The organism is Streptomyces sp. NPDC046821, assembly GCF_040645335.1.
In the GTDB taxonomy this organism is placed as follows: Bacteria; Actinomycetota; Actinomycetes; order Streptomycetales; family Streptomycetaceae; genus Streptomyces.
Map to the genome: position 1 here is coordinate 212,547 of NZ_JBEYYB010000004.1, position 19,434 is coordinate 231,980.

At 70.4% G+C, this 19,434-nt stretch carries 17 protein-coding genes; 13 read left to right on the top strand and 4 right to left on the bottom strand.

Translation table 11 applies throughout. The features are described 5' to 3' along the window. Positions 1 to 215 precede the first annotated feature (215 nt). The 8 genes from tatA (at position 216) to ABZ893_RS09730 (ending at position 9,510) form a co-directional block, all read left to right on the top strand. Entirely contained in the window at positions 216 to 503 is a 288-nt protein-coding gene (gene tatA / locus ABZ893_RS09695) for a Sec-independent protein translocase subunit TatA (protein ID WP_361399534.1), read from the top strand. A gap of 50 nt (positions 504 to 553) precedes the next feature. After that, positions 554 to 1,498 (top strand): twin-arginine translocase subunit TatC, encoded by a 945-nt coding sequence (gene tatC / locus ABZ893_RS09700; protein WP_361399537.1) that lies wholly within the window; start codon positions 554 to 556, stop codon positions 1,496 to 1,498. A gap of 157 nt (positions 1,499 to 1,655) precedes the next feature. Next, the gene (locus ABZ893_RS09705) at positions 1,656 to 4,481 is read left to right on the top strand and encodes a DEAD/DEAH box helicase (RefSeq protein WP_361399540.1); all 2,826 of its coding nucleotides are present in this window, start codon (positions 1,656 to 1,658) and stop codon (positions 4,479 to 4,481) included. Positions 4,482 to 4,907: 426 nt separating this feature from the next. Then, complete coding sequence (locus ABZ893_RS09710) at positions 4,908 to 6,524, top strand: ATP-binding protein (RefSeq protein WP_361399543.1); 1,617 nt, start codon at positions 4,908 to 4,910, stop codon at positions 6,522 to 6,524. Continuing rightward, positions 6,521 to 6,928 (top strand): roadblock/LC7 domain-containing protein, encoded by a 408-nt coding sequence (locus tag ABZ893_RS09715; protein ID WP_361399546.1) that lies wholly within the window; start codon positions 6,521 to 6,523, stop codon positions 6,926 to 6,928. The genes ABZ893_RS09710 and ABZ893_RS09715 overlap by 4 nt, the downstream gene beginning before the upstream one ends. Further along, complete coding sequence (locus ABZ893_RS09720; RefSeq protein ID WP_361399549.1) at positions 6,925 to 7,323, top strand: DUF742 domain-containing protein; 399 nt, start codon at positions 6,925 to 6,927, stop codon at positions 7,321 to 7,323. Before ABZ893_RS09715 ends, ABZ893_RS09720 begins: the two co-directional genes overlap by 4 nt. Next, complete coding sequence (locus ABZ893_RS09725; protein WP_361399552.1) at positions 7,304 to 7,936, top strand: ATP/GTP-binding protein; 633 nt, start codon at positions 7,304 to 7,306, stop codon at positions 7,934 to 7,936. The genes ABZ893_RS09720 and ABZ893_RS09725 overlap by 20 nt, the downstream gene beginning before the upstream one ends. Before the next feature lie 101 nt (positions 7,937 to 8,037). After that, entirely contained in the window at positions 8,038 to 9,510 is a 1,473-nt protein-coding gene (locus ABZ893_RS09730; protein ID WP_361400183.1) for a cytochrome P450, read from the top strand. A 15-nt stretch (positions 9,511 to 9,525) separates the two neighbouring features. Here the strand turns inward: ABZ893_RS09730 and ABZ893_RS09735 are convergent, their stop codons facing one another. Next, positions 9,526 to 10,500 carry an RluA family pseudouridine synthase gene (locus ABZ893_RS09735; RefSeq protein ID WP_361399555.1) on the bottom strand — a complete coding sequence of 325 codons (975 nt, stop codon included), beginning with the start codon at positions 10,498 to 10,500 and terminating at the stop codon, positions 9,526 to 9,528. 14 nt (positions 10,501 to 10,514) lie between these two features. On the opposite strand from ABZ893_RS09735, the gene ABZ893_RS09740 reads away from it, so the two are divergent. Continuing rightward, positions 10,515 to 10,937 (top strand): GNAT family protein, encoded by a 423-nt coding sequence (locus ABZ893_RS09740; protein WP_361399557.1) that lies wholly within the window; start codon positions 10,515 to 10,517, stop codon positions 10,935 to 10,937. A 49-nt stretch (positions 10,938 to 10,986) separates the two neighbouring features. On the opposite strand, the gene ABZ893_RS09745 is transcribed toward ABZ893_RS09740, so the two are convergent. Beyond that, on the bottom strand, positions 10,987 to 11,814 hold the full coding sequence (locus tag ABZ893_RS09745) for a siderophore-interacting protein (protein WP_361399559.1): 828 nt from the start codon (positions 11,812 to 11,814) through the stop codon (positions 10,987 to 10,989). Positions 11,815 to 11,885: 71 nt separating this feature from the next. Continuing rightward, positions 11,886 to 12,827 carry a 5'-3' exonuclease gene (locus ABZ893_RS09750; protein WP_361399562.1) on the bottom strand — a complete coding sequence of 314 codons (942 nt, stop codon included), beginning with the start codon at positions 12,825 to 12,827 and terminating at the stop codon, positions 11,886 to 11,888. 287 nt (positions 12,828 to 13,114) lie between these two features. Here ABZ893_RS09750 and ABZ893_RS09755 point away from each other — a divergent pair, with 287 nt between their 5' ends. From ABZ893_RS09755 to ABZ893_RS09770, 4 genes are all read left to right on the top strand, one after another. Further along, positions 13,115 to 14,260: a glycine betaine/L-proline ABC transporter ATP-binding protein gene (locus ABZ893_RS09755; RefSeq protein ID WP_361399564.1), complete on the top strand. Its 1,146-nt coding sequence runs from the start codon at positions 13,115 to 13,117 to the stop codon at positions 14,258 to 14,260. Beyond that, the gene (locus ABZ893_RS09760) at positions 14,253 to 16,871 is read left to right on the top strand and encodes an ABC transporter permease/substrate binding protein (RefSeq protein WP_361399566.1); all 2,619 of its coding nucleotides are present in this window, start codon (positions 14,253 to 14,255) and stop codon (positions 16,869 to 16,871) included. The genes ABZ893_RS09755 and ABZ893_RS09760 overlap by 8 nt, the downstream gene beginning before the upstream one ends. A gap of 160 nt (positions 16,872 to 17,031) precedes the next feature. Further along, complete coding sequence (locus ABZ893_RS09765) at positions 17,032 to 17,607, top strand: XRE family transcriptional regulator (protein ID WP_361399569.1); 576 nt, start codon at positions 17,032 to 17,034, stop codon at positions 17,605 to 17,607. A 2-nt stretch (positions 17,608 to 17,609) separates the two neighbouring features. Continuing rightward, positions 17,610 to 18,338, top strand: coding sequence for a helical backbone metal receptor (locus ABZ893_RS09770; RefSeq protein WP_361399572.1), 729 nt, complete (start codon positions 17,610 to 17,612; stop codon positions 18,336 to 18,338). Here ABZ893_RS09770 and ABZ893_RS09775 read toward each other — a convergent pair. Continuing rightward, positions 18,265 to 19,422, bottom strand: a complete 1,158-nt coding sequence (locus ABZ893_RS09775; protein WP_361399575.1) for a TDT family transporter — start codon at positions 19,420 to 19,422, stop codon at positions 18,265 to 18,267. The genes ABZ893_RS09770 and ABZ893_RS09775 overlap by 74 nt on opposite strands. Positions 19,423 to 19,434: the final 12 nt, after the last annotated feature.

Consider the following 19,434-nt stretch of genomic DNA (forward strand, 5'->3'; position numbering starts at 1 on the left):
TTTACCTCTGCGCCCTGTCCGGGTGCGGGGGAGGGCGGGTACGCTGCGATGCGCGGCCCGTCGAGCGAGGCGCGGACCGCAATGGGGAGTACGTACAGGGATTGCCCCCTGTTCACTCCCGCGGGATACGATCGCTGCCAGCACGGTGGTCGGACACCAGTCCGACCTGTACCGGCAGCCCCGCCCCTGCCGCCTCGGTGAGAAGGTAAACGCTTATGTTCGGAAAGATCGGCGCTCCTGAGATCATTCTGATCCTTGTCGTCGTCGTCCTGCTGTTCGGTGCGAAGAAGCTTCCCGACATGGCGCGCTCGCTGGGCAAGTCGGCCCGCATCCTCAAGAGCGAGGCCAAGGCCATGAAGTCCGACGGCCAGCAGACCGCTCCGACGGACCCGCCGCAGCACGACGAGCAGACCCCGGCGCAGCGCACCATCAAGGCGGCCCCCGGCGACGTCACGGGCGGACGCCCGGTCACCGAGCCGACCGACCAGACTTCGCAGCGCTGATTCCGGGCCGCCCCACCAAGGCGGCCTGTCGCACGAGATGAGGACGTGGGTTGCCCAAGTCTGCCCGCAAGACGGAGAAGGATCCCGAGGGGCGGATGCCGCTGGCGGAGCATTTGCGTGAGCTTCGAAACCGGCTCGCCAAGGCCCTGCTGGCCATCGTCGTCGTCACGATCGTCGCTGCCTTCTTCTACAAGAACATCATCGAGTTCTTCACCGACCCGGTGCTCAACTCGGTGGGCTGCAAGTCGAGTTTCGCCGAACTCGCCCAGCAGGCCAAGGGCGGCCAGCGCGACGAGACGTGCGCGCGGATCGTGCTCAACGGTCTGCTGACGCCGTTCACCCTCGCGCTGAAGATCTCGCTGATGGCGGGCGTCGTGCTCGCGTCGCCGGTCTGGCTCTACCAGCTGTGGGGCTTTGTCGCGCCCGGTCTGCACAAGCACGAGAAGAAGTACGCCACGGCGTTCGTCGCCACGGGCTTCCCGCTGTTCCTCTGCGGCGCCTTCTTCGCGTACAAGACCCTCCCGACCATGGCGAGGGTGCTGCTCGACTTCTCGCCGGGCGGCGTGGACAACCAGCTGCCGCTGGACGACCTGCTCGACCTGATCACGCGCATGGTCGTCGTCTTCGGGCTCTCCTTCGAGCTGCCGCTGCTTCTCGTGATGCTCAATCTCACCGGGGTTCTCTCGGGCAAGCGGTTGATCAGCTGGTGGCGCGCCATGATCATGGGCATCACGGTCTTCGCGGCCGTGGCCACGCCCAGCACCGACCCGCTCAGCATGTTGGCGCTGGCCGGACCCATCTGGATCCTGTACTTCGCCGCGGCCGGGTTCGCCCTCCTCAACGACCGCCGCAAGGACCGTGACCGTGAGGACCTCGACGACGACGAGGCCTCGCATCTGGACCTCACCCCCGAGGCCGTCTCGGCCGGCCCCGCGCTGCCGGAGCAGGGCGCCTCGGACCATGACCGGGTCAACGGATACGACGACGTGACCTGACATGACCGCGTGACCTTGTAAGGCCCGAGCCGGCCGCTTCCGCGTTGGAAGCGGCCGGCTTCGTGGTTGGTGGCCTGGTGCGTGCCGGGTGCCGTGAGGGTGCTTACCCGATAATGATCGTCCGTTGTCAGTGGGGGCCGGTAGGCTCGAAAGCACGATGACAGAGGACCTCTCACCGGCCGAGCGGTACGCGGCAGCCCGTAAGCGAGCTGCCGAGCAGGCCACCGCGCTCGGCTCTTTCCGCGAGATGTACGACTTCGGCCTCGACCCGTTCCAGATAGAGGCGTGCCAGGCGCTCGAGGCGGGCAAGGGCGTCCTGGTGGCCGCCCCGACCGGCTCGGGCAAGACGATCGTCGGCGAGTTCGCCGTCCACCTCGCCCTCCAGCAGGGCAAGAAGTGTTTCTACACGACGCCCATCAAGGCACTCTCCAACCAGAAGTACGGCGACCTCGTGAAGCGCTACGGCGCCGAGAAGGTCGGCCTTCTGACGGGGGACAACAGTGTGAACGCGGACGCTCCCGTGGTCGTCATGACCACCGAGGTCCTGCGGAACATGCTGTACGCGGGCTCACAGGCGCTCCTGGGCCTCGGTTACGTGGTCATGGACGAGGTGCACTACCTCTCCGACCGCTTCCGCGGCGCCGTCTGGGAAGAGGTGATCATCCACCTCCAGGAGTCGGTGACCCTGGTCTCCCTCTCGGCCACGGTGTCGAACGCGGAGGAGTTCGGCGACTGGCTCGACACCGTCCGCGGCGACACCGAGGTGATCGTCTCCGAGCACCGCCCCGTGCCCCTGTTCCAGCACGTGCTCGCCGGGCGCCGCATGTACGACCTCTTCGAGGAGGGCGAGGGCCAGAGGAAGGCCGTCAATCCGGACCTGACGCGGATGGCCCGCATGGAGGCCAGCCGCACGTACAACCCGCGCGAGCGCCGCAAGGGCAAGATGGTGCGCGAGGCGGACCGCGAGCGCGAGCGCCGGCAGCGCTCCCGGATCTGGACACCGGGCCGCCCCGAGGTCATCGAGCGCCTCGACAGCGAGGGCTTGCTCCCCGCCATCACCTTCATCTTCAGCCGCGCCGCCTGCGAGGCCGCCGTCCAGCAGTGCCTGTACGCGGGCCTGCGGCTCAACGACGACGCGTCGCGGGCCAGGGTCCGCGAGATCGTCGAGGAGCGCACGGCCGCGATCCCCGACGAGGACCTGCACGTCCTCGGGTACTACGAGTGGCTCGAAGGCCTGGAGCGCGGCATCGCGGCCCACCACGCGGGCATGTTGCCGACGTTCAAGGAGGTCGTCGAGGAGCTGTTCGTCCGGGGCCTCGTGAAGGCGGTCTTCGCGACGGAGACCCTCGCGCTCGGGATCAACATGCCCGCCAGGTCGGTCGTCCTGGAGAAACTCGTCAAGTGGAACGGCGAGCAGCACGCCGACATCACCCCCGGCGAGTACACCCAGCTGACCGGGCGCGCGGGCCGGCGCGGCATCGACGTCGAGGGCCACGCGGTCGTCCTGTGGCAGCGCGGCTTCAGCCCCGAGCACCTCGCGGGACTCGCGGGCACGCGCACGTACCCCCTGCGTTCCAGCTTCAAGCCCTCGTACAACATGGCGGTGAACCTGGTCGAGCAGTTCGGCAGGCACCGCTCGCGCGAGCTGCTCGAGACGTCCTTCGCGCAGTTCCAGGCCGACAAGTCGGTCGTCGGCATCTCCCGCCAGGTCCAGCGCAACGAGGAGGGCCTGGAGGGCTACAAGGCCTCCATGACCTGCCACTTGGGCGACTTCGAGGAGTACGCGCGGCTGCGCCGTGAGCTCAAGGACCGCGAGACGGAGCTGGCCAAGCAGGGCGCGGCCCAGCGCCGAGCCGCGGCGGCCGCCGCCCTGGAGAAGCTCAAGCCGGGTGACGTCATCCACGTGCCCGCCGGCAAGTTCGCCGGGCTCGCGCTCGTCCTCGACCCCGGCATCCCGGCCGGCCGGTCGAACGGACACCGCGGGTTCGAGCAGCACGACGGCCCGCGCCCGCTGGTCCTGACCGCCGAGCGCCAGGTGAAGCGGCTCGCGTCGATCGACTTCCCGGTGCCCGTCGAGGCGCTGGAGCGGATGCGGATCCCCAAGTCGTTCAACGCCCGCTCGCCCCAGTCCCGGCGCGACCTCGCCTCCGCGCTGCGCACCAAGGCCGGGCACATCGTGCCCGACCGGCACCGCAAGGACCGCGCGGCGGCGGCCGACGACCGCCAGATCGCGCGGCTGCGCACCGAGCTGCGCGCCCACCCGTGCCACGGCTGCGACGAGCGTGAGGACCACGCCCGCTGGGCCGAGCGCTACTACCGGCTGCGGCGCGACACGGCGCAGCTGGAGCGGCGTATCGAGGGCCGGACGAACACCATCGCCCGTACCTTCGACCGCATCGTGCGCCTGCTGACCGAGATGGACTATCTGAGGGGCGACGAGGTCACCGAGCACGGCAAGCGCCTGGCCCGGCTCTACGGCGAGCTCGACCTGCTCGCCAGCGAGTGCCTGCGCGACGGCGTCTGGGAGGGCCTGAGCCCGGCCGAACTGGCCGCGTGCGTCTCGGCGTTGGTGTTCGAGGCGCGTGTCGGGGACGACGCGCTCGCGCCCAAGCTGCCGTCAGGGAAGGCGAAGGCGGCGCTCGGCGAGATGGTGCGCATCTGGGGCCGGCTCGACGCCCTGGAGGAAGAGTTCAAGATCAGCCAGACCGAGGGCGTCGGCCAGCGCGAGCCCGACCTCGGCTTCGCCTGGGCGGCGCACCAGTGGGCGTCCGGCAAGGGCCTCGACGAGGTGCTCGGCGAGGCGGACATGCCGGCCGGTGACTTCGTGCGGTGGTGCAAGCAGGTCATCGACGTCCTTGGACAGATCGCCGTGGCCGCGCCCGGCGCGTCCGGCGAGGGGTCCGGGAGTGCCGTGGCCAAGAACGCGCGCAAGGCGATCGATGGGTTGCGGCGTGGTGTGGTGGCCTACTCGTCCGTGGGGTAGTGCGGGTCGGTAGTGGCTGAGTGCGCGGTTCCCCGCGCCCCTTGTGAGGGGCGCGGGGAACTGTCGTTTCTGGACCTGTGGCGCTCCTCGGCGAAGGCTGCTGAGGCTGTGTCAGATACGTCAACGGTCAGTTCGCGGGCGGGAGTTCGTACGCGCGACCGCCTTCACTCCTCGTGTGCGAGTAGCCGCTGAGCGTGTAAATGGGCCGAGTGTATTCCTCTTGCCGGGTCATTTCAGGTGCTTGCGGAATATGACACGGCGATGATCAGAGGGGGCTAAGCTCGCCCGCAGCGCACTGAGTTGGCACATATTCGTGCGCTTGTTCCCCAATCTTGCAGATTGGTTCCGTTCATCCCCCACGCTTGCGTTCATACACCCCCCCCGTAACGACATTTATCCCCCGATCCAACCGTTCAGAGGGCATACATGGTGAGTGTTCAATCGCCTCCCGGTGGCCGAGAAGTCCCCTACACACGCGTGCTGTTGCTGCCCGCCGTGGTCATGGCCGCGGCGACCGGAGCCGCCGTCGCGGTGGTGACGCAGCCGGCGCGGTTCGCCGTCGCCCTGTGCGGCGGCCTCGCCACGCTGCTGCTGATCCTCGTGACCGCCGAAGCCGTGCGCCGCGGCCGCACGATCAAGGCGGAACGCGCCCAGTCCGCCCGGCAGATCGCGCAGCTGGAGCGCCGCATCGCCGCTCACGACGCCGAGGCCAAGTGGATGGCCCAGCACCTCCTGCCCGAGTCCCTGTACCGGCTGCGCTCCGGCGACACGGCGTTCGACGCCGTCAAGATCGTGGTCGATGCCGACCCGGAGTTCTCCGATCTGCCGTACGCGCAGCGCAGGCTGATGTCCGAGGTGCTCGACTTCATCGACCGCGAGGAGACCATGCGCGACGCCGCGCAGCGCGCCTTCGTCTCCATCGCCCGCCGCGTCCAGTCCATCGTGCACAAGCAGAACGCCGAACTCCGCGAGATGGAGGAGGACCACGGCCGTAACCCCGAGGTCTTCGACGACCTGCTGCGCATCGACCACGGCACCGCGCTGATCGGCCGCCTCGCCGACTCCATCACCGTCCTCGGCGGCGCCCGCCCCGGCCGCCAGTGGCCCCGGCCCGTACCGCTCTACAGCGTGCTGCGCGGCGCCATGTCGCGCATCCTCGAGTACCCGCGCATCGAGCTGCACCAGGTCGCCAAGGTCGCCATCCGCGGCATCTCCGTCGAGCCCCTCATCCACGCGCTCGCCGAACTCATGGACAACGCGACCCGCTACTCGCCCCCGCAGACCAAGGTGCACGTCACCGCGGTCGAGGTGCAGACCGGCATCGCCATCGAGATCGAGGACGGCGGCGTCAGCCTCAGCGAGGAGGCCCGCGTACGGGCCGAGAACATGCTCGACCGCGCCAAGGCCGGCGTCGACCTCAACGACCTCGGCGAGAACCCCCGCCTCGGCATGGCCGTCGTCGGCCGGCTCTCGCAGATGTACGACATGCAGATCTCGCTGCGCCAGTCCGCGTACGGCGGTGTCCGCGCCGTCCTCATCGCGCCGCGGATCATGGTCACGACCGACCCGGCGCCCGGCCTCGCCCACGGCATCGGCGCCTCCGGTGTGCCCCGCGTCAACAACGACGGCGAGCCCATCGTGGAAGAGCCCCGCAAGAAGAAGCTGCGCCGCCCCACCACCGGCCCCCGGCCCTCCGTGCCGGTCGGCGCCATGGAGGACGACGTCCCCGTGGTCACCGAGTGGCGGGCCAACGGGCTGCCGCAGCGCCGCCGCAAGGTCGACACCAAGGTCATCGACAACCAGATCATCGTGACGCCGAGGGCGCCCGAGCCCGGCACCGGCTCCCACCGCGCGGACCAGCCCCCGCAGTGGACCCCGATCCCGGTACCGGCCTCCGAGGCCGAGCCGCCGAAGCAGGAGATGCCCGCGCCGGGTCTGTGGGTCGAGGCGTTCATGAACGGGCTCAAGGGCGACGGGCCGACCCCCGCGCCGGGCGACACCGACGAGTTCAATCCGCAGGCCGATCAGGGAGACCGCCAGTGATCCAGCAAAGGGCCAACTTCGACTGGATGCTCAAGGAGCTCGCGGACGGCGTGCCCCAGACCCGGCAGGTCGTGGTGCTCTCGGCGGACGGCCTCCGAATCGCCCGCTACGGCGGCGACCCCGACGCCGCCGACCGCATCGCCGCCGCCTGTGCCGGACTGCAGAGCCTCGCGACCGCCGTGGCCGCCGAGATCCCGGACAGCGACGGCCAGATGAGCATGGTCATCATCGAGGTCAGCGGAGGGTTCTTCTACCTGATGGCCGCCGGCAAGGGCGCGTACCTCGCCGTCCTCGCCGACGCCCACGTGGACGCCGGACTCATCAGCAACCGTATGCGTGACCTCGTCGTCCGGATCGGGGCGCACCTGACCAGCCCGCCCAGGCGCAACGGGCAGACCGTATGACCCATCCCCGCCAACCTCCCCCCGCCCAGCCGCCGCAGCGCGAACGCCGCGCGCCGGACGGTCCGGGCGCCAACCCCGAGCGCCTGTACACGATCACGGGCGGCGTCGAGGGAGCCGAGCGTGCCGAGCTCGACCTCGTCACCCTGATCGTCGCGCGCGCCGACCCCCCGCCCGCCGCACCGCCCGAACAGGCAGCCCTGTTACGGCTGTGCAAGTCACCCCTGTCCACGGCCGAGATCTCGGCCTATCTGAGTCTGCCGTTCAGCGTGGTCACCGCGTTGCTCGGGGAGCTTCTCGCGGCCGAACTGGTCCAGGCGCGCGCCCCCGTCATCCGCGGCGCCGTCGCCGACCGTTCCCTCCTCGAAGCGGTGATGCATGGACTTCAAAAGCTCTGACACGCTCCGGGAAGGCCCCCACGTCCCGGGGCCCCGGAGCGAGGACCACCTGCCCGACACGGTCACGGCCGCCGTGAAGATCGTGATCGTGGGCGGGTTCGGCGTGGGCAAGACCACGATGGTGGGCTCGGTCAGCGAGATCAGGCCGCTCACCACCGAAGAGACCATGACCCAGGCGGGCATCGGCGTCGACGACAACTACGGCTCCGACACGAAGACCGCCACCACCGTCGCCATGGACTTCGGACGCATCAGCATCACGGACGAGCTGGTCCTGTACCTGTTCGGCACCCCCGGCCAGGAACGCTTCTGGTTCCTGTGGAACGGCCTCTTCGAGGGCGCGCTCGGCGCCGTCGTCCTCATCGACACCCGCCGCCTCGAAGTCAGCTTCGACGTGATCGGGCGCCTGGAGGAGCGCGGCGTGCCGTTCGTCATCGCCAACAACGCGTTCCCCGACGGCCCGCGCTTCCCCGCTGACGAACTGCGAGAGGCCCTCGACCTCGACCCGCACGTCCCGATCATCGAGTGCGACGCCCGCCGCAGAGCCTCCAGCCGGGACGTCCTGATGACCCTGATGCGCTACCTGCACGAACTGGCGCTCGCCCGCGTCTGACCGGCGCGGGCACCCGCGGCATCCGTCCCCATGTTCACCACCGCCTTTTCACACGCACCGGAGCGATCACCGTGACGACTCCCTCCTATCCACCCGCCGGCATGGACGACGCCGCGATCGGTCCGCCGCCGGGCTGCCCCGCCCACTCCACGGGCCCCGGCGGCCTGCGCAGGCTCTTCGGCCCCGAGGCCGACGACGACATCGCGGCCGTGTACGAGAAGCTGCGCGCCGAACACGGCCCCGTGGCCCCCGTGCTGATCCACGACGACGTGCCGATGTGGGCGGTCCTCGGGCACGGCGAGAACCTGCACATGGTCCGCTCGACCACCCAGTTCAACCGCGACGCGCGCAACTGGAACGCCGTCCTCGACGGCAGTGTCACCCCCACCAACCCGCTCGCGCCCGTCTTCAGCTGGCAGCCCATCTGCAGCTTCGCCGAGGGCGCCGACCACCAGCGGCTGCGCGGGGCGGTCACCGGGGCGATCGGCACGATCGAGGCGCGCGGCCTGCGCCGCTACATCAACCGCTCGTCGAACGAGCTGGTCAACAAGATCTGCGAGAGCGGCGAGGCCGACGTCGTCAGCCAGTTCGCCGAGCACCTGCCGATGATGGTGATGTGCCGGATCTTCGGCATGGCCGAGGAGTACAACGAGCGGATGGTGCAGGCCGCCCGCGACATGATCAAGGGCACCGAGACCGCGATCGCCAGCAACGAATACGTCATGGGCGTCCTGATGCGGCTCACCGCCCGCCGCCGGGCCCAGCCCGAGGCGGACTTCACCAGCCACCTCATCGCCCAGCCCGCCGCCCTCAGCGACGACGAGGTCGCCCAGCACCTGCGCCTCGTCCTGATCGCCGCGTACGAGGCCACGGCCAACCTCATCGCGAACGTGCTGCGCGTCGTCCTCACCGACCCCCGCTTCCGCGCCCGGCTCAACGGCGGCCAGATGACGGTGCCCGAGGCGGTCGAGCAGTCCCTGTGGGACGAGCCGCCGTTCAGCGCCATGGTCGGCTACTACGCCAAGGAGGACACCGAGCTCGGCGGCCAGTACATCCGCAGGGGCGACGGCCTGATCTTCGGCATCGCGCCGGGCAACGTCGACCCCGTCGTACGCCCCGACCTGTCCGCCAACATGCAGGGCAATCGCTCGCACCTCGCCTTCGGCGGCGGGCCGCACGAGTGCCCGGGACAGGACATCGGCCGCGCCATCGCCGACATCGGCGTCGACGCGCTCCTGATGCGCCTGCCGGACGTCGAACTCTCCGTGCCGGAAGACCAGTTGCGCTGGCGGTCGTCCATTCTGGCGCGGCACCTCGTGGAGCTGCCGGTGAAGTTCCAGCCGCGCCCGCCGCAGGACGTCGTCGCCAAGCCCGGCGACCGTCCGGCCCGTGAGCCGCGCGAGGAATGGCAGATCTCCACGCACGCCCCGAAGGTGCGGCCCCAGGTCCCGGCGCAGCCCGTACCGGAACCCGCTCCGCAGCAGCCGCCGGCCTCGGCCGCGCCGTTCCCCGGCCCCACCGTCCCGCCCCAGGGCGCCTGGCAGCGCTTCCTGACCTGGTGGCGCGGCTACTGAGCCATCCTGCGGGCGTTACGAGGAGTGGGCGGACCCCGGCGACGCGTCGCCTGCCCACTCCTCGTACGCCGACCAGGCCTCCAGCGTCCGCGCGCTCTCGAAACGGTGCTCCTGGCCGGTGACCGGGTCCGTGAACTCCAGGGTGCGGGCGAGGAGTTGGAGGGGGCGGCGGAAGTCGTCCGGCGCCACCGGGTCGGCGATCACGGGGTAGATCGGGTCGCCGAGGATGGGCAGGCCGAGCGCGTTCATGTGGACCCGCAGTTGGTGGGTGCGGCCGGTGTGGGGGATCAGCCGGTACCGGCCGAGGCCGTTCTTCTGCCCGACCAGCTCGATGCGGCTCTCCGCGTTCGGCTCGCCGCCCGGGATCTCGCGCGCGGCGAGCACCCCGCGCTCCTTCTCGATCCGGCTGCGCACGGTCCTGGGCAGCGCCACCGCCGGGTCGTACGCGGAGACCGCCTCGTACTCCTTGCGCACCCGGCGCTCACCGAACAGCGTCTGGTACGCGCCGCGTTCGGCGGGCCGCACGATGAACAGGACCAGGCCCGCCGTGAGCCGGTCGAGCCGGTGCGCCGGGCCCAGCTCGGGAAGCTCCAACTCCCGCCGCAGGCGCGCCAGTACGGTCTCCGTGACGTGGCTGCCGCGGGGCGTCGTGGCCAGGAAGTGCGGCTTGTCGGCGACGACGATGTGCTCGTCCCGGTACACGATCCCGACCGGGAACGGTACGGGTGCCTCCGGCGCGAGATCGCGGTGGAACCACACCCAGGCACCCGGCACGTAGGGCGTGTCCGGAGCGACCGCGGCACCGTCCGCGTCCACGATCCGCCCCTCGCGCAGCATCGCGTCGATCACCCCGGGCCCGGCGGCCAGCCGCTCCACGAGATGGTCCCGCACTGTGTGCCAGCCCCCGTCCACCGGCAGCATGACCCGGAACGGATCGACCCCGTCACGCTGCGGCAGCGGGGAGGGCGGAATACGGCGCTTACGTCTCATCGCGACCCAGCCTATTGGGCGCCGGCCGGCTCCGCCGAACCACGGACGGGGGAGGGGGAGCGGGGGGGGGGGGGGGGCAGGGCGAGCCGCGCGGCCGGCTCGAGGAGTGGCGGGACGGATGGCGGGGCGAGCGGCGCGCCTCGTGGGCGGTCGCCGAGGCGGACACGGACGAGGTGGTGGGGCGGGCGGGGCTGCGGGCGCTGTCGCTGGACGAGGGGCAGGCTGCGGTCGCGTACTGGGTGCTGCCGGCGGCCCAGGGCAAGGGCGTCGCCCCGCGCGCCGTCGCCGCGCTGACCCGTTGGGCGTTCGACGAGATCGGCTTCCATCGGCTCGAACTCCAGCACTCCGTAGGCAACTTGGCGTCCTGTCGGGTCGCTCTCAGGTCGGGCTTCGCCCTGGAGGGAACGCAGCGCGCCGCACTCCTGCACGCGGGGTGACCCAGGGCCGGTAATGGGTGACCTGGGACCCGTATGGAAGCAGGCGCCCCTACGAAGCAGCCTCCTGCTCCGCCTCCACCTGCGCGTTCCACTCCCGCTTCGACGCCTGCCAGCCGTCCTCGTTGTGGCCGAGGCGCCAGTAGCCCGAGATGGAGAGGTCCTCGCGGGGGATCTGCCGTTCGTTGCGGAGGTGGCGGCGGAGGTCCTTCACGAAGCCCGCCTCGCCGTGGACGAAGGCCTGGACCCGGCCCGCCGGGAACGCGAGGCCGCGTACGGCCTCGACCAGGGCCTCTCCCACCGGGCGGGCGCCGCGGTGCAGCCAGACGACCGGGGCGCCGGAGTCGATCTTCTGCTCCTCGGAGGCGTCGGCCACCTCCACGAAGGCGTGGGCCACGGCGCCGGCCGGCAGCGCCTCCAGGGCGGCGGCGATCGCGGGCAGCGCGCTCTCGTCACCGGCCAGCAGATGCCAGTCCGCGTCGGCGTCCGGTGCGAAACCCCCGCCGGGACCGGCCAGGTGCACGCTCGCGCCCGGCCGGACGTCCCGCGCCCACGGACCCGCGATGCCCTCGTCGCCGTGCACCACGAAGTCGAGCGTCAGCTCGCGCGCCACCGGGTCCCAGGCGCGCACGGTGTACGTGCGCGTCACGGGCCACTGGTCGCGCGGCAGCTCCTCCCGGATCCGGGCGAGGTCGAACGGCTCGGGGTACGTGACCCCGTCGAGCGGGAACTGCAGCTTCACGTAGTGGTCCGTGAAACCGTCCGCCGCGAACGCGGCCAAGCCGTCCCCGCCGAGGACCACCCGCTGCATGTGCGGGGTCAGCCGCTCGGTGCGCAGGACCTCTCCCCGGTGCACTGCAGGCTTCCTGCGCTCCGCCATGGCGGCCTCCCCTGGAGATCACTCGCTACTACTTAGGTTTACCTAAGTTAGCATCTGGGGTGTCCGGCAGGTCAGCCCGCCAGCGTCGCGAGCAGTCGCTGCAGGGATCCGCCCAGGCCCCAGCGCTCCGCCAGCGCGTCAAGGGCCGCCGGATCGCGGGCCTCGCGCGGCAGCGTGGTGTCCACGTCCGGGAGGGGGACGTCGGAGGCGACCCGCACGACCGTCGGCGCCACCGCGATGTACGGCCGCGATTCGTCCAGGCGCTTGCGCTGCGACGGCGTCAGCTTCGACTTCGGGTCGTCGACTGCGGCCATGATTCCGGCCAGGTCCCCGAACTGGGCGAGCAGCTTCGCCGCCGTCTTCTCGCCGATCCCGGGTACGCCCGGCAGTCCGTCGCTCGGGTCGCCGCGCAGCAGCGCCATGTCCACGTAACCGGAGCCGTCCACCCCGTACTTCTCGCGGAGCAGGTCCTCGTCGGTGAGCTGGAGAGTGCCGACGCCCTTGATCGGGTAGAGGACGCGGCGCTCCAGCTTGTCGTCGACGAGCTGGAAGAGGTCCCGGTCGCCGGTGACGATGTCGACCGGCCCCTCGGCCCGCCCGGTGAACGTGCCGATGACGTCGTCCGCCTCGTACCCCGCGACGCCGACGCGCGCGATGCCCAGCGCGTCGAGCACCTCCTCGATGATCGGCACCTGAGGGGAGAGGGTGTCGGGGATCTCCTCCTCGTCCGGGGTGCCGCTCTCGGTCAGCTCGGCGACGCGATGTGCCTTGTACGACGGGATCAGGTCGACCCGCCACTGCGGGCGCCAGTCCGCGTCCATGCACGCCACGAGCGCGTCGGGGTGGTGGTCGTGCACGAGCCGGGTGATGAATTCGAGCAGGCCGCGCACCGCGTTGACCGGCGTACCGTCCGGGGCTTTCACGGAGTCGGGGACCCCGAAATAGGCGCGGAAGTACAGGGACGCGGTGTCGAGCAGCATCAGGCGATCGGTTCGCTGGGTCACGTCCCACATCCTGCCGCACGCCACTGACAGTCACCGCTCCACTCCACGGACGGGCGCGGAACCGGCAGAAGCGGAGGAACCGGTCCTCTAAGCGGTGGATCAGCCTCCGGAAGTGAACGAGATGTGAGCTGGAACACCTTTGTGTTTGGTCCGCATAAGGCCGGGCAGGCGCGCAGCCGGAGCGAACCCGTTCACCCATCAACCAATGAGTGACGGTCACGCGAGCGGACCTCGCCTCGCTCCACGGCCCGCCGGCGGGGGAGGCGGGCCGTATTCGTTCGACCCGAGAGGTGTATGTGTCCAGGCTGCAAGCCGAAGACCTGTACAAGGTGTTCGGCAGACGACCCGATGAAGCGGTGGAGAAACTCCGCCACGGAGCAGACCGTGAGGAACTGCGTGCCGGCGGCACCACCGCTGCCGTCATCGACGCGTCCTTCACCGTCGAGCCGGGCCAGATCTTCGTCGTGATGGGTCTGTCGGGTTCCGGCAAGTCCACGCTGCTCCGCATGCTGAACGGACTGCTCGAGCCCACGGCCGGGCACGTCCGCTTCGACGGACAGGATCTGACCGCGCTCAGCCCCCGCGACCTGCGCGCCGTGCGGTCCAAGAAGATCAGCATGGTGTTCCAGCACTTCGCGCTGTTCCCCCACCGCAGCGTGATGGAGAACGCCGCGTACGGCCTGGAGGTCCAGGGCGTGCCACGCAAGGAGCGCGAGAAGCGAGCCGTCGAGGCGCTGCGTCTCGCGGGTCTCGCCGGCTGGGAGAAGTCCTGGCCCGACGAGCTCTCCGGCGGTATGCAGCAGCGCGTGGGCCTGGCCCGCGCGCTCGCCACCGACGCCGACCTGCTCCTCATGGACGAGTCCTTCAGCGCGCTCGACCCGCTGATCCGCCGTGACATGCAGGACCAGCTCCTCGAGCTCCAGAAGACCCTGAAGAAGACCATCGTCTTCATCACCCACGACCTGAACGAGGCCATGCGCCTGGGCGACCGCATCGCCGTCATGCGTGACGGCCGCATAGTCCAGATAGGCACCGCCGAGGACATCCTCGTGCGCCCGGCCAACGACTACGTTTCGTCGTTCATCCAGGACGTGGACCGCTCCCGCGTACTGACCGCGGGCGCGATCATGATCGCCCCGGACAAGGGTTACGACCCGTCCGAGGCACCCGCCACGGTCAGCGAGGACACCCCGGTCATCGAGCTGTTCACGCCGTGCTCCATGGACGGCGTCGCCGTCGCCGTGAACGGCAAGGACGGCGACCTCGTCGGCGTCGTGACCCGCGAGCGGCTCCTCTCGGTGCTCGGCGAGGCGACCAAGACCGGTGAGGCGACCGAGACCGGCGAGCAGCCCTCGCTGACGAAGACCGAGGAAGCGGACGCCGCCCCGTCGCCGCACGACGAGGGAGACGAGCCGGTGGAGAAGGTGATCGCCGGTGCCTAGGATCCCCTTCGGTAACTGGGTCAACAGCGTCGTCGAGTGGCTGCTCAGCCACGCGGCATGGCTCTTCGACTTCTTCAAGAACGTCTTCAACGGCGCCTACGACGCCATCAACTGGGTCCTCCAGGCCCCGCAGCCGCTCATCCTCGCCGGCATCTTCGCCGTGATCGCCTTCTGGCTGCGCGGCACCGTCGCCGGTGTGCTCACCTTCGTGGGATTCGCGTTCGTCGACTCCCTCGAACTGTGGGACCACGCGATGATGACGCTGTCGCTCGTCCTCGTGGCGACGATCATCGCGCTCGTCATCTCGGTGCCCGTCGGCATCTGGGCCGCCCGCTCCAGCCGCGTCAGCGCGGTCGTGCGGCCGGTGCTGGACTTCATGCAGACGCTGCCCGCGATGATCTACCTCATCCCGGCCATCCTGTTCTTCGGCTCGGGCGCCCCCGCGGGCATCGTCGCGACCCTGATCTTCGCGCTGGCCCCCGGCGTCCGCATGACGGAGCTGGGCATCCGGCAGGTCGACAAGGAACTGGTCGAGGCCGCCGACGCGTTCGGTGACACCCCGCGCAACACCCTGTTCCGTGTCCAGCTGCCCCTCGCGCTCCCGTCGATCATGGCCGGTGTCAACCAGGTCATCATGCTCGGCCTGTCCATGGCCGCCATCGCGGGCATGGTCGGCTCCGAGGGTCTCGGCGCCGACGTGAACGAGGCCATCGGCCAGCTCAACGTCGGCCTCGGCTCCGAGTCCGGCGTCGCCATCGTGATCCTCGCGATCTACCTCGACCGCATGACCAGCGCGCTCGGCACCCAGGCGTCCCCGATGGGCCGCCGCGCGCTCGCCAAGGTGCGCGCCGCGCACGGCCTGACGGTCTGGAACTACCGCCCGCGCCCCGAGGCCGCGGTCATCGGTGTCGTCGTCCTCGCGCTCGTCGCGGGCGGCATGAGCATGTTCGGCGGCACGAAGAACGCGGCGCCCGTCGCCGACGCCTCGAACGTCGGCCACGGCAAGAAGATCTCCATCGGCTACATCCCGTGGGACGAGGGCGTCGCCTCCACCTTCCTGTGGAAGGAGCTCCTGGAGGAGCGCGGTTTCCAGGTCGAGGCCAAGCAGCTCGACGCGGGCCCGCTGTACACGTCGCTGGCCTCCGGCCAGGTCGACTTCCAGACCGACTCCTGGCTGCCGACCACGCACGCGGAGTACTGGAAGAAGTACGGCAAGCAGCTCGACGACCTCGGTGCCTGGTACGGCCCGACGTCCCTGGAGCTCACCGTGCCCGCGTACATGAAGGGCATCGACTCGCTCGAGGACCTCAAGGGCAAGGCGTCGCAGTTCGACGGCAAGATCACCGGCATCGAGGCCAGCGCCGGAATGATGGGGCTCCTCAAGACCAAGGTCCTCCAGGCGTACGGCCTCGACAAGGAGTACAAGGTCGTCGACAGCTCCACGCCGGCGATGCTGGCGCAGCTGAAGCGCGCGTACGCCAAGAAGCAGCCGATCGTCACGACGCTCTGGTCCCCGCACTGGGCGTACAGCGACTACAAGCTGAAGAAGCTCAAGGACCCGAAGGGTGCCTGGGGCAAGGGCGACGGCGTGCACACGCTGGCCCGCAAGGGCTTCGCCACCGAGAACCCCCAGGTCGGCGAGTGGCTCAAGAACTTCAAGATGACCGAGAAGCAGCTCACGAGTCTTGAGGCCGAGATCAACAAGGCCGGCAAGGGGCAGCAGCAGACGGCCGTCAAGGCCTGGCTGAAGCAGAACCCCGGCCTGGTCGACAAGCTCGCCCCGGTCAAGAAGTCGTCGACCGTCGGCGGCAAGGGCGAGGCCGCCCGCCCGGTGAACGTCGCCTGGTTCCCCTGGGACGAGGACGTCGCCGTCACCTACCTGTGGAAGCGCGTCCTCGGTGACCGCGGCTACAAGCTCAACCTGAAGCAGATGGACGTCGGCCCGGTCTACACCGGCCTCGGCTCCGGCGACCTCGACGTCAACTTCGACGCCTGGCTGCCGTATGCCCAGAAGAACTACTGGGACAAGAACAAGGACAACCTGAAGGACCTGGGCTTCTGGTACAGCCCGACGTCCCTCGAGGTCGCCGTGCCGTCCTACGTGAAGGGCGTCAAGTCCCTCGCGGACCTGAAGGGCAAGGGCAAGACCTTCGACGGCAAGATCATCGGCATCGAGCCGGGCACCGGCGAGATGAACCTGCTGAAGAAGGACGTCCTGCCGGGCTACGGCCTCGACAAGGAGTACAAGGTCGTCGACGGCTCCACGCCCGCGATGCTCGCCGAGCTGAAGCGCGCGTACGCCAAGAAGCAGCCGATCGCCGTCGTGCTCTGGTCGCCGCACTGGGCGTACAGCCAGTACGACCTCACCAAGCTCGCCGACCCGAAGAAGGCGTTCGGTGAGGGCAACACGATCCGCACCATCGCCAACAAGAGCTTCCCCTCGAAGTACCCGCAGCTCACGAAGTGGTTCCAGAACTTCAAGATGAGCGAGGGCGAGCTGGGCAGCCTGGAGGCGGAGATCAAGAAGGCCGGTCAGGGCCATGAGGAACAGGCCGTCGACACCTGGCTGAAGACCCACAAGGACGTCGCGGACCGGATGGCTCCGCAGTAGTCCCGGGGTAGTTCTCCCGTAGTTCCGCAGCACGTGGGCGGCCGGTTTCCACAACCGGCCGCCCACGCGCGTTCGCCCGCTCACATGAAACCGATTGCCGAACCTGCGTAGGGTGCAAGGGAACCGAAGAGGTGACGACGCGCGGGAGGGAGCCGGGACGATGGACGAACACAAAGAGACACTTCGCGTGGGCGCGGCCGTACGGCGCAGACGCCGGGCCCAGGAACTCACCCTCGCCGCGGTGGCCGAACGCAGTGGCCTGTCCGTCCCGTTCCTCAGCCAGATCGAGAACGAACGCGCCAGACCGAGCCGGCGCTCCCTGGAGAAGGTCGCCGACGCGCTCGGCACCACCGCCGTCGAACTCCTCGCGGCAGCCGACCCCGCCCACACCGTGGACCTGGTGCGCGCGGACGACCCCGGCGTGGCCGAGGAGGTGTCGGCCGAGGCCGTCGTGCGCTCCCTCGTCCGCGGTCACCACCAGCTGCACGCCGAGGAGTTCATCGGCGACCACGACCCGGGCCGCGAGTTCCAGCTGCGCAACGACGTGCTGCTGTACGTCACCGAGGGCGCCGTCGAGGTCGAGGCCGAGGGCCGCGCCCACCGTCTGGGCCGTGGCGACACCCTGTATCTGACCGGTGGCGTACGGCATCGCTGGCGAGCCACCGGGCCCGATGCGCGCGTGCTCGTCGTCGCGGTCGCCGAGCACATCGAGGCACGGGACGAACGCGCGCGGTGAACATGTCCCGCACCCCGCGCGTCGTCTCCCTCGTCCCCTCGCTGACCGAGGCGGTCGCCGTCACCGTGCCCGGCACGCTGGTCGGCGCCACGGACTGGTGCACGCACCCGGCGGAGCTGGACGTTGTCCGGATCCGCGGCACCAAGAATCCCGACGTCGACCGGATCATCGGCCTCGCCCCCGACCTCGTGATCGCCAACGAGGAGGAGAACCGCGCGCCCGACCTCGCGGCCCTGCGCGACGCCGGGCTCGACGTCCTCGTCACCGAGATCCGCGATCTGCCGGGCGCCCTGCGCGAGTTGGAGCGGGTCCTCACGGCCTGCGGCGCCCCGAGCCGCCCGCGCTGGCTGGACGAGGCGGCGGCCGCGTGGGACGGCCTTGAGTCGCCGGCCCGGCGGCTCCGGGCGGCGATCCCCGTGTGGCGGCGCCCCTGGATGGTGCTCGGCCGGGACACGTTCGCCGGGGATCTGCTCGCGCGGCTCGGTGTGGACAACGTCTACGCGGACCATGCCGACCGTTATCCGCGCCTTGCCGCCGACGAACTGCGGACGGCGGACATCGATCTGGCGGTGCTGCCCGACGAGCCGTACCGCTTCACGCGCGACGACGGGCCCGAGCTGTTCCCGGTGCCCGCCGCGCTCGTCAGCGGGCGTCATCTCACCTGGTACGGGCCGTCGTTGGCGCGGGCGCCGGAAGTGCTCGGCGCGGCGCTGCGAGCAGCGCTCCGCTGAGCAGGCCGCGTACCGTGGGCACGGCGGCGGCGCCCCAGGCGCAGACGAGCACGGCGTACAGGACGACCGCCAGGCCGTCGTAGACGGCGAGGCCCATGTGCTTGCCGAGGCCTTCCGCGCCCGTGACGCACGTGCCGACCGGGAACGTGAACGCCCACCACGTCATCGAGAACCGCATCCCGTGGCGCCGCGCCCGCACGACGAACGCCGCCGCGAGCGCCAGCCACAGCAGCGCGAACCCCATCACGGGGACACCGAACAGCACGGCGAAGACGCCGAACCCCTGGGCGTACGCGACGGGCAGGACACCCGGCGCGAGGTCCGCGAACTTGTTCACGGCGGTCGTGGACTGGCCGAGCGGGCCGAGTACGAGGAACAGGGCGGGCGTGAGCATGACCGGCAGCGGGCCCGCCGTCACGAGCCGCGCGAAGATCACCGGCAGCATCAGGACGACGGCGATCAGGCTCAGCCCGAACATGCCGACGCAGCCCACGAGCAGCGTCTGCTGCCACTGCCCCGCCGGCAGATGCGGCACCAGGAGCGGGCCGACCGCCGCGGACACCATCGGCGCCACCACGGGCAGCAGCCACACGGGCGACGCCTCGCCCGGCTCGATCCGGTGCCGGGCCACCATCAGGTACGGGACGGCCACCGCCGCCACCAGCCCGATCGCCGTGCCCGCCGTGAACAGCACCGTGTCGAGAGCGACGGCCGCCGACGTCCCGATCCAGTCCTGCCCGACGAGCATCGTGCCCGCGCCGACCGCCAGCAGCGCCATCGCCAGACAGCCGTAGAAGGGGGCCACGGCCGGGTCCAGCAGATGCTCCCTGGCACGGTCGCCGTGGTGCGTCCAGTGCAGGGCGCGCGCCGTGAGGAGGGCGACCAGCGCCACGAGCGAGAGCGCCCACATCGCCGTGCACACCGCCCGCAGGCCCGGCACGTGTACGGGGAGCGCGGCGCCCGCGTTCGCGATGATCGCGGTGCCCATGACGGACGCGTACCAGTTGGGGCCGAGCTCGCGGACGGCGGCACGACGTGGGGCCGGGATGTGGACGGTGGCGGGTGGCGCGGCGACGGTGAGCATGACACCACGGTC

Excerpts from the sequence above, each read along its gene's own strand:
- ABZ893_RS09705 (WP_361399540.1), top strand. The coding sequence starts at position 1,656 with ATGACAGAGGACCTCTCACCGGCCGAGCGGTACGCGGCAGCCCGTAAG.
- ABZ893_RS09770 (WP_361399572.1), top strand. The coding sequence starts at position 17,610 with ATGTCCCGCACCCCGCGCGTCGTCTCCCTCGTCCCCTCGCTGACCGAG.
- ABZ893_RS09775 (WP_361399575.1), bottom strand. The coding sequence starts at position 19,422 with ATGCTCACCGTCGCCGCGCCACCCGCCACCGTCCACATCCCGGCCCCA.
- ABZ893_RS09745 (WP_361399559.1), bottom strand. The coding sequence starts at position 11,814 with ATGGCGGAGCGCAGGAAGCCTGCAGTGCACCGGGGAGAGGTCCTGCGC.
- ABZ893_RS09730 (WP_361400183.1), top strand. The coding sequence starts at position 8,038 with ATGGACGACGCCGCGATCGGTCCGCCGCCGGGCTGCCCCGCCCACTCC.
- ABZ893_RS09720 (WP_361399549.1), top strand. The coding sequence starts at position 6,925 with ATGACCCATCCCCGCCAACCTCCCCCCGCCCAGCCGCCGCAGCGCGAA.
- ABZ893_RS09710 (WP_361399543.1), top strand. The coding sequence starts at position 4,908 with ATGGTGAGTGTTCAATCGCCTCCCGGTGGCCGAGAAGTCCCCTACACA.
- ABZ893_RS09725 (WP_361399552.1), top strand. The coding sequence starts at position 7,304 with ATGGACTTCAAAAGCTCTGACACGCTCCGGGAAGGCCCCCACGTCCCG.
- ABZ893_RS09765 (WP_361399569.1), top strand. The coding sequence starts at position 17,032 with ATGGACGAACACAAAGAGACACTTCGCGTGGGCGCGGCCGTACGGCGC.
- ABZ893_RS09750 (WP_361399562.1), bottom strand. The coding sequence starts at position 12,827 with ATGTGGGACGTGACCCAGCGAACCGATCGCCTGATGCTGCTCGACACC.
- tatA (WP_361399534.1), top strand. The coding sequence starts at position 216 with ATGTTCGGAAAGATCGGCGCTCCTGAGATCATTCTGATCCTTGTCGTC.
- ABZ893_RS09735 (WP_361399555.1), bottom strand. The coding sequence starts at position 10,500 with ATGAGACGTAAGCGCCGTATTCCGCCCTCCCCGCTGCCGCAGCGTGAC.